Source organism: Acinetobacter sp. RF14B (assembly GCF_006864105.1).
Lineage (GTDB): Bacteria > Pseudomonadota > Gammaproteobacteria > Pseudomonadales > Moraxellaceae > Acinetobacter > Acinetobacter lwoffii_C.
In genome coordinates, this window is sequence record NZ_SMTB01000013.1 from 1 (window position 1) to 13,949 (window position 13,949).

The window sequence follows — 13,949 nt, forward strand, 5'->3', positions numbered from 1 at the left end:
TCATGAAATACGGTATTCTGATGTGACAAAACCTGAATCCTAGTCGTTAAAGTGTTTGTTTGCACTCATATTTTAACTGTTAGGACTCAGGTTTTTTTATTTAAAGCAAACTATGGGACAGCAGTGGTCTAGTGCCCCTTTTTATATCAATCCGGGCCTATTTTAATGATCACTCACCAGAATCTAGAATAAGAATAGAGGCCCTGCATGTCGCTCCTTCAATCCAAGCCACTGAAATTTAAATGCCAGCCTTGCAATAAGGTTTATCTTCATTATTACAAGCCGAAACAGCGCCAATATCCGCACTGTCCAAGCTGTAAACAGGCCGGTTCACTACTGGGCAGCATAGAAGCCGAAGATCTGCTGCGGCATCCGGTTGAGTTTGTCACTTCATATATTAAGCAGACATTGCATAAGCCAGGCAAATCACACTAATCATACCCAATATGAGACCAATTGTGCTCGCAGGTTTTAAACGTTCTTTAAAGAACACCAAGCCTGCAAGTACGCCAAAAACAACCACCAGAATATTCATGCCTGCAAAGACAATAGCTGGCGTATCCTTGAGCAATATATGGGCCTTGACATAAAAGGCAATATTGGAAAAGTTGAGCAGTCCAAGAAATAAGCCTACTCCGATTTCCTGAGCTGAGCCTAAACTCCGATATTTCACCATCAGATAAGCCATCGACACCGCCAGAGCGCAGATAAACATCAGGTTTAAGGCTACGGCAAACTGCAAACCCAGGCTGGTGGTATATTTCAGCAGTACATCAATCAGGGCATAACCAAACCAGACCAAAGCCAGATAGAGTACTCCCTGCCTTGAGCTTTCTGTCCCTTGACGATGGGACAACAAAATACACAGCACTGAAACTATGCCTAATATAATTCCCAGTATTTTTAGCTGGTTAAACTGCTCCTGAAAAATAAAATAAGCAGCGGCAAGCGATAAAACCACCGATAGACGCTGGGCGATTTCTGTTTTTAAAATACCGGCGGTCTGTAAGGACTTGGCCAAAAACAAAAAGACGCTCGGCAATAAAATACCCAGCGCCAGAATAAGCCACCACGGTGTCTGACGGATAGATATATGCTGAATATCCGGTTTAAACCAGAAAAAACATAATAAGCTGGCTGTAACATAATTCCAGCTAATCATATGTATCGGACTGAGCTGCCGGCGCTTGGCCACTTTCAATAATATAGAGACTGCAACGCTGCATAGAGCTGCAATAAAAATCAATTCCATCTGCGACTCTTCGGATAGTTTTAATTAGAATACAAAAAAGCCCACATATGCTGTGGGCCTTTTTTTATAAATGATCCACTCGGAATTATTTATAACGCTCAACCATTTTCTCTAAAGAGATTGGACGAATTTTGTCTGCATTACCCGCAGTACCAAAAGCTTCGTAACGGTCGATACAGATTTGCTTCATCGCATCTACAGTTGCACTGAAGAATTTACGCGGATCGAATTCGCTTGGTTTTTCAGCCATCATACGGCGCATCGCACCAGTTGATGCTAAACGCAGATCCGTGTCGATGTTAATTTTACGAACACCGTGCTTGATCGCTTCAACCAGCTGCTCAACAGGAACACCATAAGTTTCCTTGATATCACCACCATACTGGTTAATTACAGCCAGCCATTCTTGTGGTACAGAGCTTGAACCGTGCATTACAAGATGCGTATTTGGTAATGCAGCATGAATTTCTTTAATGCGGTCAATTGCCAGGATGTCACCTGTAGGTGGACGGGTAAACTTGTATGCACCGTGTGAAGTACCCACTGCGATTGCCAGGGCATCGACATTGGTATCAGCAACGAAGCTACGCGCTTCTTCCACAGAAGTCAGAAGCTGAGAATGGTCAAGTACGCCTTCAGCGCCTACTCCATCTTCTTCACCAGCCATACCTGTTTCAAGGCTACCCAAACAACCGATTTCACCCTCTACTGAAACGCCACATGCATGGGCCATCTGTACAGTACGGCGAGTCACATCAACGTTGTATTCATACGAGGTTGGTGTTTTACCGTCTTCCCCCAGTGAACCGTCCATCATTACCGAGGTAAAACCTAACTGGATAGAACGTTGACAGATGTCAGGACTTGTACCGTGATCCTGATGCATAACAACTGGAATATGTGGCCATTCTTCAATCGCAGCCAAAATCAGGTGACGCAAGAATGGAGCACCTGCATATTTACGGGCACCTGCAGATGCCTGTACGATCACTGGTGAGTTCGTTGCATCTGCTGCGAGCATGATTGCGCGCATTTGTTCCAAGTTATTTACGTTAAATGCTGGTACGCCGTAAGCATGTTCTCCGGCGTGATCCAAGAGCTGGCGCATCGAAATAAGAGCCATAATATCCTCCCAGGTAATGCCCCATATTCTACATGTTCAAGTATTTCAATACAGCCACAAAATACATTATTTTATAAAAAATCCCTGCTTTTGCAGGGATTTTTCAAATCAGGGCTGAGCTTATGGAGCTACTGCTTCAGAACTTGCTGCTACCGACTCATCTGCGGTTGCTTCATCTGCTGGTGCATTGGCAACATCGGCTGGAATATCGGTATTTTTTTCATCCAGAACTGGCTTGTCAATGGCATCAATAGCGGCCTGTTGTTCCGCGCTGACCTGCTCTTCTGTCGTAGCGGCTGCCGAACTTTCAGCTTCAGCTACAGGTACACTTTCCTTTTTTGCACAGGCAGTCAGTCCTAAAGATGCTGCCAGGAATACTGTCAAAGTGAGTTGTGATTTCATTCTTTACTCTCAATTTATTGTTCAATGGCTAAATTTTATGACAGATTTATTTCATTTTGATGACTACGGTATGAATAGCGATCCAGTCTGTCAAAAAGTTGACATAAAAAAAGCTGGCAGATAGCCAGCTTTTTCACACTATAAAATGCACTTAGGCACGTTCTAGTAGCACTGCAACTGCAGGCAAGGTTTTACCTTCTACAAACTCCAGGAAAGCCCCGCCACCTGTAGAAATATAACCAATTTTATCGGCAACCTCGTACTTGTCGATAGCAGCTAAAGTATCACCACCACCTGCAATTGAGAAACCTTCAGATTCAGCAATTGCTAAAGACAGGGTTTTGGTTCCTTCGCCGAACTGGTCTACTTCAAATACACCTACTGGGCCATTCCAAAGTATTGTTTTAGAGGTTTTCAGGATGTCTGCAAAGGCTTTGGCTGTTTCTGGACCTACATCTAGAATCATGTCGTTATCTGCAACATCTTCAACCTTTTTCACAGTGGCTTTAGCCGCAGCCAATGAACCCAGGAAATCCTCAAAATTGATTTCAGCGGCATCTGCAACCACCACATCGGTTGGAAGCGGAACTGAAACTTTTGCTGCAATGGCTTTTGCAGTATCGATCAGGTCATTTTCACACAATGATTTACCTACGTTATAGCCTGCTGCTGCAAGGAAAGTATTGGCAATACCACCACCAACAATCAGTTGATCGCAAATGTCAGACAAGGATGTCAGCACATCAAGTTTGGTTGAAACTTTAGAACCTGCAACAATAGCCACCATTGGTTTTTCAGGCGTTTTTAGAGCACGGCCTAAAGCATCCAGTTCAGCTGCCAATAAAGGACCGGCAGCCGCGACTTTAGCTAGACGCGCTACGCCTTCAGTCGAAGCTTCTGCACGATGAGCAGTACCAAACGCATCCATTACAAATACATCACAAAGCGCGGCATATTGTGCTGCAAGCTCAGGACTGTTCTTCTTTTCACCGACATTAAAACGGCAGTTTTCCAGCAGAACCACTTGGCCTTGCGCAACGTCAGCACCATCCAAATAATCCTTATACAGTTTGACTTCCTGACCCAAAGCATCTGTCAGATAAGCAGCTACAGGCGCGAGAGACTGTTCAGCTTTAGGCTCACCTTCAACTGGACGACCAAGGTGAGAATAGACCATTACGGCAGCGCCCTTTTCAACAGCTGCTTTAATTGTTGGCAATGCCGCACGAAGACGCGCATCGCTGGTGATCACACCATTTTTAACAGGAACGTTTAAATCTTCACGGATTAAAACACGCTTACCCGCTAAATCCAGGTCAGTCATACGCTGAAAGTTCATGTAGAGCTCACTTTATAGATATTCAAACCCGGCGATTTTAAATGATTATGTAGAAAAAGGTTAGCATCTTTTGCAGAAAACATTATAAATACCAAAGTTTTGTTATGATAGAAAAAAGCTTTTTGCAGATTCAGCAGTTATGTCGATACATCCTGATCCTAATCTTAATCGTTTAAATGTCCTGGGCGAGCCTTTGGCCAGTTGTTGTTATGCTCCGATTACCGGTTATTTCCGTAATGGTTTTTGCCATACCGCCACTACCGATCTCGGGCAGCACACTGTCTGCGCGCAAATGACCTCAGAATTTTTAAATTTTTCCCAAAAAATTGGCAATGATCTGATTACCCCTTTACCTGAAGTGGATTTCCCCGGCCTACAGCCAGGTGATTTCTGGTGTATCTGCGTCACACGCTGGGTAGAAGCCTATGAAGCAGGCAAAGCTCCCCCGGTAAAACTGCAAGCCTGTCACAAAGCCGTACTCGCCTATGTACCTTTAAATATCCTTGAGGAATATGCTGTCTAATGAATGCTGCACCGATTATCCTGGCCTCTTCCAGCCAAACCCGTAAAGAGTTGATGGATCGTTTACATATTGACTATATCGCCATGGTACCGGACATTGATGAAACACCTCGCGGTGAAAATCATGCAGATGATCTGGCCAAACGCCTAGCCTATGAAAAAGCCAGACATATTTCCGAACAGCACCCTGAGGCGATTGTCATTGGCTCAGATCAGGTCGCATGGCGCGAAGGTGCACCGGATATTTTTATCGGCAAACCTCTCACTCCTAAAAAAGCCATTCATCAGCTGCAAGCCAACTCGGACAAGATTGTGTATTTTAGTACCGCACTGAGTGTACAACAACAATCTACCGGTTTTGAACACACCTTAATTGAACATCATAAAGTCAAATTCCGTAAACTTTCACAAACTGAAATTGAGCGCTACATTGAAATTGAACAACCATTGCATTGTGCTGGTAGCTTTAAATGCGAAAGTTTAGGCATTAGCCTGTTTGAAGAAATGATCGGTCAGGATCATACTACCTTAATGGGTATGCCAATGATCCAGCTCTGCAAAATCTTGCGTGAACTTAATATTTTAGTGCCTTAAATCAAAGCTCGCCATTTGCGATATGAATAACTTTCTTCATATCGCAACAAGTCAAAATAACCGATTGTTATAGTCTTATGCATCAAAAATTAACTGTTAAAGAGTTTCATAACTTTAGTCAGGGAAAACTTCAAGCTTTAGAAGCATTTATAAGTAGTCAGGCACTAGAGTCCTTTGTCATTGTCGCCCAAATCAATCAACTCAATGATTCACGCCAGCGAGCTAAAGAAAAAAAGCAGAATGTACTGTATCAACTTTTATTACAAGATGGACCGCATCAACTTAAAGCGCGTGCAAGTATCAAAGTTATTCCAGATAATATTGGTGATGGTATTGTAGTACGTGCAATTTGCCAGTGTCAGCCCGTTCTGAATATGCATGACTGTCTGGTTACAGAAGCAAATATTGTAAAAATTGAACCTGCAAGCCCAGAAGAAGGACTATATGTAGATCAGACGAGCATTTTGCTTAAAAGTTTAACCTATGTACATCAACCCTTTCCTAAAAAAAACTATCCTAAAGTTTGTCTGATCTACTCCAACTCTAGTTCCGCTCAAGTACATCAGGATTTCTTACATGGCCTTAACTATCAGATTAATTATATTGAGTTAATAGAAAAGAAAATCAGCTTTAGCAATGTAGCTGAACTGAGCCAAACCATTTCTGAGGCAAAAGCAGATATTTTGGTGATTATTCGCGGAGGGGGTGATACTAAAGCATTAGAGAGTTTTGATCACCCTGATGTTATTCGTGCTCTTGCCTCAAGTGCTACTTTTCGTATTACAGGAATTGGACATTCTTCAGATCGAAATTTAATTAATCTTTTTGCAGACTACGCCGCAATTACTCCTACCGATGCAGGTAGTTATTTAAAAAAAATGCTGTATCAAAAATTTATCCAACATAAAAAAGAAAAAGAAAATGAAGAATTAATCCTCTCTCTACAGCAGCAACTGCAAACAGAAAAAGAGCAAGCTCAAGACCTGACCACGAAACTTGATCATCTACAAAGCACCCTTACTCAAATTGATCGTCGTCTGGAGCAGGTAGCCCAACCCGATAATTCCTCCCAAAAAAGGCTCATTATTCAGTGTACTTTATGCTCTACCCTACTCATTCTCGTGCTGCTGTTTTTACAAAATAACTATTTGTGAAAATAATGCGGCTTTAGATGAAAGAATTATCCCGTCTAAATGCTATGATTTAAAAAATTAATTTCTTCAGGCTTTTTATGTCCCACTCCTTAGATGTGTTAGGCGGTATCACCGCTGAACAATTCCTTGCCGAATACTGGCAGAAAAAACCCCTTCTGGTCCGTAATGCGATGCCTGAAATCGCAGGTTTACTCGAACCCAGCGATGTGATGGAACTGGCTTTAGAAGAAAATATCACTGCCCGCCTTATCAAGCAAAAAGACCGTGATCCAAACCAGTGGTTGGTTAAATCTTCGCCACTTTTAAAAGCAGACTTCCAGAAGATGCCTAAGCTCTGGACACTTTTAATTCAAGCAGTTGATCATTATTCTTTTGACCTTTCTGGACTGTGGAAAAAATTTTCCTTTATTCCGCAATGGCGCCGTGATGACATTATGGTGTCGTATGCTCCCAAAGGTGGTTCTGTAGGTAAACATTTCGATTTTTATGATGTTTTTCTGGTACAGGGTTATGGCCACCGTCGCTGGCAACTGGGCCAAATGTGTGATGCTGAAACAGAGATGGTTCCCGGCCAGCCACTTAAATTACTCCCTGAGATTGAGGTTAACTTTGATGAGGTTTTGGCACCGGGTGATTTATTGTATGTTCCGCCCGGGCTTGCGCATTACGGCGTTGCAGAAGATGACTGCTTAACATTTTCCTTCGGTTTTCGTATGCCAAATGTCAGTGACATGATGGATCGTGTCGGTGACAAGTTTGCAGAAAATGAGGTTTTGCGTAATCCATTAGTCGATATTGTCCGTGACCAGATCAGTGCTGCCGGGGAAGTTACCCCCCTTGAGCTGGAATACTTAAAAGACAAGATCATGGAGCAACTGCACAATTCAAATGTGCTGGAAGATGCCATCATGAGCCTGATGTCCGAACCAAAGTATGAAGAGAACATTCCGGAAGCTGAAGAAATTGGTACTGGAGATCTGGAAGAGGCGCTCGACCAGGGCTATAGCATTCTACTGGAGCCCGCTTCACGTCTGCTATATACCGAGGAAGATAGTGAAGTTCTCTTCTGGGCCAATGGTGAAGGAATCTGCATTTCTGAGGCTTTTACCGAAAAGCTTAAACAGCTGGCAAATGGTGAATCTGTAGCATTAGATCTGGATTTTGCCGATGAGGACATGCTGGAAGATCTGGCAGATTTATTGAATGAATCTATTTTAATGCTGGTTCCGCCGGCTGACGAAATATAGTTTCATTGCTGCTCGTTCTAAAGAGGATCAATTGGTCCTCTTTTTTTATTACCAGAAATCTTTTTAATTTCAAACACCAAGCAGATTCTATACTTTAAAGACGGCCATTCGTCGAGTTAAGGTTTATTTATGCTTAGGCTATTTTTAAGATAAGCACTTGAGGCTTATTTATTTTTAAGTGATTTATATCATCCAAACCAGCATTTTTAAAGTGTCTTTATTGGCTATCCGTAATTGTAAAGCTTTATCGAAGGTAAAATGCCACTCCTCTACTTGAGTGGCATACACCTGTATAAAGTGGAATTTTCAAAGCATTTCTCATGCAATGCTAAGCGGCAGCGCCATATTGCTGTTTTAAATATTTCACAATATCCGCTGATTCAAACAGGCTAACTCCAGTATTTGGATCAACCAGATAAGGCACCTGAATATTATCGCCCATAACTTTCAGCACTTGTTCGCGCTTACCACCCGCCAAAGGTTCATATTTCCCCGGTTTTAAGCGCAACTTGGCAAGCCCTTGATCCTGCCAGCGCTCTTTAGCAACATTATGAAAAATAAAAGGGATTTCCAGTTCGCTCAAAACGCCACGTACGATTCGGGTATAGGGACTGGCTTCAAATCCCCATAACTCCAATAACTGCTCAGGCGCAGGCCGGCCTTTGGCCTTTGGATTGGCCATGCCCCCGCTTAATCCATTTATGACTGTGCCAGCAATAGCAGCTACAGGAATTTTTGGATAATACGCATATTTCTTTGGTGTTTTTCCAGTTTTGCCATAGTGTTTAAACAAATGATGAATAATGTCTTGAGATTCATACAACTTGTCGCCGGTATTTTCATCTACTAAAAAAGGAAACTGGAGCTTTCCTCCGAGTGCTTGTACGACAGGCCGGAAATGGGTACCACCGCGTGGACAAGGATAAACCTCATAATCCAGATTCAGCAGAGTCATCACTTCACGTACACGCCGACAAAATGGCGACCCTTCATATTCATATAGCTTTAAAGGCTGGTCCGGCTGATTTGGAAAAGGTGTACCTGTGGTACCTCGTCCGCCTTGGGTAAAGGCCGATGCCAATGCTTGAACAACCTTGATTTGATGACCCAGCATATTTTTCTCCTGTTTTTGTTTTAATCATCCTACAAGACAGACTCTCATGATTCTGTCTTGTATCTTTATCTTATAGCTTGGTTTTGTAATTCTTTTACAGTCTGTCTAAGCTATTTTTAAGCCACTAAAGAGCTTTTGGACAGCACAATACCATTATTGTCAGCATAAACATATTCGCCTGGAGTAAAAGTTACCCCGCCAAAATACAGCGGCACATCTACCTCTCCAAGGCCTTTACGGTTACTTTTTTGTGGAATGGATGCCAATGCCTGTACCCCCAGGTTCAGCTCAGCAATTGCATCTACATCACGGATGCAACCATAAATAATGACACCATTCCAGTGATTCTTAACTGCTGAATCGGCAATCAGGTCTCCCATTAATGCACAGCGCATGGAGGCACCACCATCCACCACCAACACTTTGCCAGTACCATCCGTTGCCAGGAGTTCTTTGACCCGTGAGTTATCTTCAAAACATTTCACTGTAACGACCTGCCCACCGAAGGTCTTGCGAGCACCATAGCTTTTGAAGAACTTTCCATCCAGACATGGTGTTAGGACCTGTAACTCCAGATCCGGATGATCATCTAATAAATCACAGGTGACAAATGGTACTGTAGACACGATATTTAGCCTCTTTTCATTTTCTGAATATATAAATTATCATAAATTTCAAACTTTACCGTTTGAGTTCGTGCTGCCTCGACCATAGTATGAGCCACTTGGGCGGCTGTCACCGGCTTATATTGAAAAGTATCGGGGATAAAATTCGAGATCTTATGATAGATCTGTTGCGCTGTATCTTCCAGTAAACGCGGCTCTTCGCGCTCGCCAAGTAAAAGTGAGGGGCGAATCAGGCTAATTCTGTCCAGAGACAGACTTTGAACATATTCTTCCAGCTCACCCTTGACCCGATTGTAATAAAATAGCGATTGCGGATTTGCACCCATCGCACTCAGCAACAAATAATGAGCCTCGGTCTGCTGAAGCAATTCTGCAAAATGGGCATTAATCGTGTAATCAATATCGTAAAAACTCTGTCTGGAACCGGCTTTTTTTATGGTCGTACCCAGACAACTAAAGCCGTGAGTATGCCCGCTTACATCCTGATCATTTAGCATCAGAAAGTCTTCAAGTACCAGCTGGCGCACTTTATTGAAGCTGTCCCAGTCTGTCTGATAATGCCTGACTACAGCAGTAATCTGCTCGCAACTTGGCTCAACTTGCAGGTCCTGTATGAGTTTTTTTCCGACCAGTCCACTGGCGCCAATTACCATAGGATGAGTTATTGATTTAGTCATTTTTTATACGATCTCCTCAGTGGAATACTAATCTAACGTTTTCTTTAGAGTTTTTCTGCATCTAAAATGTTGCCAAAGCATGTCAAGACTTGACTTCGGTGCTTAGTTTAATCAAAATATGGCACTTGTTTACGGGCTGGTGATAGTTCTTCTGATGTTGGTTTTCAGTTGAGTTTCAGCCCGCCCAGACCAATCTATTTCAAGGAGTGCACGAGTGGCAAACTCTGCTCAAGCTAAAAAACGTGCTCGTCAAAACGTTAAAGCACGCAAACACAACGCAAGCTTGCGTTCTATGGTTCGTACCTATCTTAAACGCACAGTAGCTGCTATTGCTGCTGGCGACTATGCGGTTGCTTCTGAAGCTTACAAAAAAGCTGTTCCAGTAATCGACCGTATGGCTGATAAAGGTATCATCCATAAAAATAAAGCAGCTCGTCATAAGAGCCGTTTAAATGCGCAAGTTAAAGCTTTGGCTGCTAACTAATCGCGATATGAAAAAAGCCCATTAGGGCTTTTTTTGTATCTAAAATTCAATTAAGCTCAATTAGCTCTTAAAAAAAACACAATAATAAAACGAGTTTTTAACCTGGAATAGTTTAATTTTACATCGCTGAGCACTTATTTCTTCATTCAAAATAAAAGTACTGTTAAATTTTATGAAAATATTTTTGCTGCCCTGTAGTGTCGCATTTTTCTATTTTCTTATACATAAGCAGCAAGGTGAATTGGATATGATCCGACTGACTGTATTCAGCATCTTCACTCTTGAAGTGATGAGGTAGATTAATATTGATTGTTCCTCTCAACTCTTACAAAATCAAAAAATGACTCATTCAATCATTTAGAATTTAAGAGCCAGAAATCAAAATAAATCAGCTTCAACCCCGCTGCTGGTTTCTAACTGGTAACTATATTCCCTAAATAAAAGTTATCAAAAAAACAAGCCCTTAAAGAGCTTGTTTTTTTCTTAATCTAGCGAAAACTTAGTGGGTTACTGGCGGCTCTAAAGAGGCGGCTTTATTCTGCAAATATTTTGCATATAAATCCAGGCTAAATGGTCTGGCTGTCGCCAAAATCAAACTGGAGCTTGGTGTTAGCGTATTCCATATCTGGGCAGCGGTATTATTACAAGCATAGCGTAACAGGTTAGTCCGGTTATTGGTTAAATAACCATTTCCAAGATCGAAACACTGCCCTGCTTGAATAATCGTAGAGTTCTCTGGCTTCATGGTCCAGATTTGATTGCTATTATTAGCATCACATATCGCCATGATCACTTTTGCATAGCTGCCAGTACTGGTGACACACTGACCCGGATCTTTCGCAGAGTGAATTCGGCCCGATACATCAAACATCCATTGCTCTGTTAAATCTCCCGTACAGGCACTCGGCCCACTAATATAAAGATTAAGCGAACCATCCGTCAGTGTTTCAGTTTTCAGACAGTTCTTGCTATTATTTTTAATTGGCATTGCCCCAGCAAGAATATTGTCATTGTTCAGCCCCAATCTAACCATGAGTTTTTCAAATGAAGTTATGGCCTGTGCTTTTCCAGCAGAGAAGTCTTGCTGATAAGCTGCAATCCAGCGATCAAAGCGCGGAACGATATTCTGCTGGTGCTGATAACGTATCAACTGCTGTCGAGCCAGAGGACTCAGTTTATCCATATGATCGGTATAGGAGTCAGCAATCAGCTGCTGCTGTGCATTTAAATTGATAACCGTACTGGCTACCTGAGCTTCCAAGACTTCCTCTAGGGCAGGCAGTTCTATCGCACGCAGCGCACTATAGCCGGCCTGACGACCAATCTTAACGGCTGGCTTAATCGCGTCAGGATAAGTTTTAATCTCAAGGTGTGACAGCTGCTTGGCTTCTTCACCCGCATTTTTGCAATATAAATCTACCGTTTTCGGCTGATCGGAGATGGCCAGATTCACATGCAATTTATTTGCATTGGAGCCTAAACGAGAAGGTGCCAGCGCTACAGTTTTTGTATGCGATAGATAGTGGACCTTTAACCAGCAGGCTGCATTTTCAGATGATAGATCTGCTTCTGGAAGATTAAAAACATTTCCCCAGTTTCCGCGTGCTTCCGGGTAAAGCAAACCCACCTGATTTACCGGGTCATACCCCCCTAAAATCGTAAATACCGGCACACCGAACAAACGTGGCTTTAAGTAATAACCATCTGGACGATTAAACCAGACGGCGTTCATCTTGGCAGGAATCTGAGGTTGATAAGCCTCCATTGTCCTGGTTTGTTTATTCCAGGTCTTATAACCTGTCGGTGATGTTTCATCCCAGACTGCACGGTCAAAATGTGGCTGAATTCTTAAATAGGTGCTATAGCCCGTATAATGGGTATAGTTGGATATGGTGCTGTCCGGATAGCCTCCCGCCATAGAGTCTGTACCATAGCGGATCCCCATCCGCTATCTGCATGATGGGCAGTTAAAAAGTCATTGACCGTATCCTGATCAATTTGCACACGCCCAGGATAATGCCCCAAACCATAGTGATGTCCAATCTCATGACTGAATTCATTTCCTATAGAATCATATAAAGTCAGCATGCCATTCCCACCACTCAGGCCATGGCTACTTTCACCATTGGTATATTTCCCCCGCGAGTGATGGGCCACAACACTTTGCGTCAACTGAGGTTGTGCCTGACTGGCCATTGAAGCACTGGTAATGCCCCAGTTAGCCAGATTAATCCCTACACTAAATGTAGATTTCCTGACATTCTCACGCATATCCCCACTGTAAACATCCCCACTCCCTGCACTGCCCGTATTCTTATCATAAATGACACCTGACGCAATCATGACTTTATCCAGACTAATATCATCATATTTGGCCACGGTCATGTGTGCCGCAGGAATCGTCTGAAAATAATCCGTACCCGATTTTTCCGGTTCTAGCAGCATTTTATGACCACCAGAAACAGGTGCATCGGTTAACATTCCGATACGGATATTGTTGAGTACCAGTTCTCCTGGCGCTGCAAAATCAATCGCTTCTTCGGCGAGTTCACCGCTACGGTTTTTCGAGTCACTGAAACGTAATTTCAGACCAGGCTTAACTTCATTCCAGTTTAATCGGACTGACCAGGCACGCTTACTATATTGTAAAGATGGACGAGTACCTTGTCCTTTCTGATCTGATGCAGGAATTCTGGTCGGATCTGCCAGATTTACAGTACGCAGCAGCTGATTATCTTGATAAATATCAACTTGAAGTGAGGTAATATCCTGCATTTCAGCCACAGGCGTAACCAGTAGCAAAGCTTCTTTTTCACTGGTTAATCTTGGCATCTGTTTGGCTTCATTCCCATTTGGATCAACAACATGCTGCTGACCAAACTGCACCATCGCTTGAAACTCACCCTTTAGATCATGACGTATCGTTCGGGTGTTAGATTCCGCATCATAATCATAAAAACCCAATGTATTGGCATAGCTCGCATCTACAGTCGGTTCTGGATAAAGTTCATTCGGATTCTGGTTTCCTCCCTGATCTGCATTCTGATCATTTTCCCCGCCCCCACATGCGACCAACATGAGCGATAATACACATACACTTAAATAACCATGTGAACACCTGATCACATTTTTCATATTAAACCCCCACTAAAAGCACAAAAAACCCCAAAAGGTAGACTTATTTTAATAAATAAAATCAACAACTTATATAAGATACAATCATATTTATACGCAGCTTCATTTGCAATCGGTTATTGTCTGATAAACAAAAAATATGAATAAAAATTGATGGAGCCAAATGAGTAAAATGTGTCATGGAACATTTTTTATTATCAGACAGTGAGCGGATTAAAAGTATTGCGTTTTTAAGTTACGCTGTTACCGAACCAGATTTTTAATAATGGGAACTTTGATC

At 42.5% G+C, this 13,949-nt stretch carries 13 protein-coding genes and 1 pseudogene; 6 read left to right on the forward strand and 8 right to left on the reverse strand.

From position 1 onward, the window contains the following. Nucleotides 1-207 precede the first annotated feature (207 nt). Nucleotides 208-435, forward strand: coding sequence for a hypothetical protein (locus E2K52_RS03535; protein WP_151203759.1), 228 nt, complete (start codon nucleotides 208-210; stop codon nucleotides 433-435). On the opposite strand, the gene E2K52_RS03540 is transcribed toward E2K52_RS03535, so the two are convergent. From E2K52_RS03540 to E2K52_RS03555, 4 genes are all read right to left on the reverse strand, one after another. After that, a complete protein-coding gene (locus E2K52_RS03540; RefSeq protein WP_151203761.1) occupies nucleotides 398-1,252 on the reverse strand; it encodes a DMT family transporter in 855 nt (284 codons plus the stop codon). The two genes, E2K52_RS03535 and E2K52_RS03540, sit on opposite strands and share 38 nt — an antisense overlap. An 85-nt stretch (nucleotides 1,253-1,337) precedes the next feature. Next, nucleotides 1,338-2,375, reverse strand: a complete 1,038-nt coding sequence (gene fba / locus E2K52_RS03545) for a class II fructose-bisphosphate aldolase (RefSeq protein WP_151203763.1) — start codon at nucleotides 2,373-2,375, stop codon at nucleotides 1,338-1,340. Between the two features lie 120 nt (nucleotides 2,376-2,495). Then, nucleotides 2,496-2,777 carry a hypothetical protein gene (locus E2K52_RS03550; RefSeq protein ID WP_151203765.1) on the reverse strand — a complete coding sequence of 94 codons (282 nt, stop codon included), beginning with the start codon at nucleotides 2,775-2,777 and terminating at the stop codon, nucleotides 2,496-2,498. Between the two features lie 151 nt (nucleotides 2,778-2,928). Next, entirely contained in the window at nucleotides 2,929-4,116 is a 1,188-nt protein-coding gene (locus tag E2K52_RS03555) for a phosphoglycerate kinase (RefSeq protein ID WP_151203767.1), read from the reverse strand. Nucleotides 4,117-4,255: 139 nt separating this feature from the next. Here E2K52_RS03555 and E2K52_RS03560 point away from each other — a divergent pair, with 139 nt between their 5' ends. The 4 genes from E2K52_RS03560 to E2K52_RS03575 all read left to right on the forward strand — a co-directional run bounded on the left by E2K52_RS03560 (nucleotide 4,256) and on the right by E2K52_RS03575 (nucleotide 7,633). After that, a complete protein-coding gene (locus E2K52_RS03560) occupies nucleotides 4,256-4,639 on the forward strand; it encodes a DUF2237 family protein (RefSeq protein WP_151203769.1) in 384 nt (127 codons plus the stop codon). Further along, complete coding sequence (locus E2K52_RS03565) at nucleotides 4,639-5,232, forward strand: Maf family protein (RefSeq protein WP_151203771.1); 594 nt, start codon at nucleotides 4,639-4,641, stop codon at nucleotides 5,230-5,232. Before E2K52_RS03560 ends, E2K52_RS03565 begins: the two co-directional genes overlap by 1 nt. A gap of 77 nt (nucleotides 5,233-5,309) precedes the next feature. Next, complete coding sequence (locus tag E2K52_RS03570; protein WP_151203772.1) at nucleotides 5,310-6,386, forward strand: exodeoxyribonuclease VII large subunit; 1,077 nt, start codon at nucleotides 5,310-5,312, stop codon at nucleotides 6,384-6,386. A gap of 77 nt (nucleotides 6,387-6,463) precedes the next feature. Beyond that, a complete protein-coding gene (locus tag E2K52_RS03575; RefSeq protein WP_151203774.1) occupies nucleotides 6,464-7,633 on the forward strand; it encodes a cupin domain-containing protein in 1,170 nt (389 codons plus the stop codon). Nucleotides 7,634-7,961: 328 nt separating this feature from the next. Here the strand turns inward: E2K52_RS03575 and E2K52_RS03580 are convergent, their stop codons facing one another. From E2K52_RS03580 to E2K52_RS03590, 3 genes are all read right to left on the reverse strand, one after another. Continuing rightward, entirely contained in the window at nucleotides 7,962-8,747 is a 786-nt protein-coding gene (locus tag E2K52_RS03580) for a glutathione S-transferase N-terminal domain-containing protein (RefSeq protein WP_151203776.1), read from the reverse strand. A 116-nt stretch (nucleotides 8,748-8,863) separates the two neighbouring features. Beyond that, nucleotides 8,864-9,373: a ribonuclease E activity regulator RraA gene (rraA, locus tag E2K52_RS03585; RefSeq protein WP_151203778.1), complete on the reverse strand. Its 510-nt coding sequence runs from the start codon at nucleotides 9,371-9,373 to the stop codon at nucleotides 8,864-8,866. A gap of 5 nt (nucleotides 9,374-9,378) precedes the next feature. Then, the gene (locus E2K52_RS03590; RefSeq protein ID WP_151203780.1) at nucleotides 9,379-10,050 is read right to left on the reverse strand and encodes a nucleoside-diphosphate sugar epimerase; all 672 of its coding nucleotides are present in this window, start codon (nucleotides 10,048-10,050) and stop codon (nucleotides 9,379-9,381) included. A gap of 214 nt (nucleotides 10,051-10,264) precedes the next feature. Between E2K52_RS03590 and rpsT the strand changes: the two genes are divergently transcribed. Continuing rightward, entirely contained in the window at nucleotides 10,265-10,534 is a 270-nt protein-coding gene (rpsT, locus tag E2K52_RS03595) for a 30S ribosomal protein S20 (RefSeq protein ID WP_151203782.1), read from the forward strand. Nucleotides 10,535-11,033: 499 nt separating this feature from the next. Here the strand turns inward: rpsT and E2K52_RS15680 are convergent. Next, nucleotides 11,034-13,669, reverse strand: a pseudogene (locus E2K52_RS15680) (M66 family metalloprotease). Nucleotides 13,670-13,949 lie beyond the last annotated feature (280 nt).

Excerpts from the sequence above, each read along its gene's own strand:
- E2K52_RS03555 (WP_151203767.1), bottom strand. The coding sequence starts at position 4,116 with ATGAACTTTCAGCGTATGACTGACCTGGATTTAGCGGGTAAGCGTGTT.
- E2K52_RS03550 (WP_151203765.1), bottom strand. The coding sequence starts at position 2,777 with ATGAAATCACAACTCACTTTGACAGTATTCCTGGCAGCATCTTTAGGA.
- E2K52_RS03590 (WP_151203780.1), bottom strand. The coding sequence starts at position 10,050 with ATGACTAAATCAATAACTCATCCTATGGTAATTGGCGCCAGTGGACTG.
- E2K52_RS03535 (WP_151203759.1), top strand. The coding sequence starts at position 208 with ATGTCGCTCCTTCAATCCAAGCCACTGAAATTTAAATGCCAGCCTTGC.
- E2K52_RS03540 (WP_151203761.1), bottom strand. The coding sequence starts at position 1,252 with ATGGAATTGATTTTTATTGCAGCTCTATGCAGCGTTGCAGTCTCTATA.
- E2K52_RS03580 (WP_151203776.1), bottom strand. The coding sequence starts at position 8,747 with ATGCTGGGTCATCAAATCAAGGTTGTTCAAGCATTGGCATCGGCCTTT.
- fba (WP_151203763.1), bottom strand. The coding sequence starts at position 2,375 with ATGGCTCTTATTTCGATGCGCCAGCTCTTGGATCACGCCGGAGAACAT.
- E2K52_RS03565 (WP_151203771.1), top strand. The coding sequence starts at position 4,639 with ATGAATGCTGCACCGATTATCCTGGCCTCTTCCAGCCAAACCCGTAAA.
- E2K52_RS03570 (WP_151203772.1), top strand. The coding sequence starts at position 5,310 with ATGCATCAAAAATTAACTGTTAAAGAGTTTCATAACTTTAGTCAGGGA.
- E2K52_RS03575 (WP_151203774.1), top strand. The coding sequence starts at position 6,464 with ATGTCCCACTCCTTAGATGTGTTAGGCGGTATCACCGCTGAACAATTC.
- E2K52_RS03560 (WP_151203769.1), top strand. The coding sequence starts at position 4,256 with ATGTCGATACATCCTGATCCTAATCTTAATCGTTTAAATGTCCTGGGC.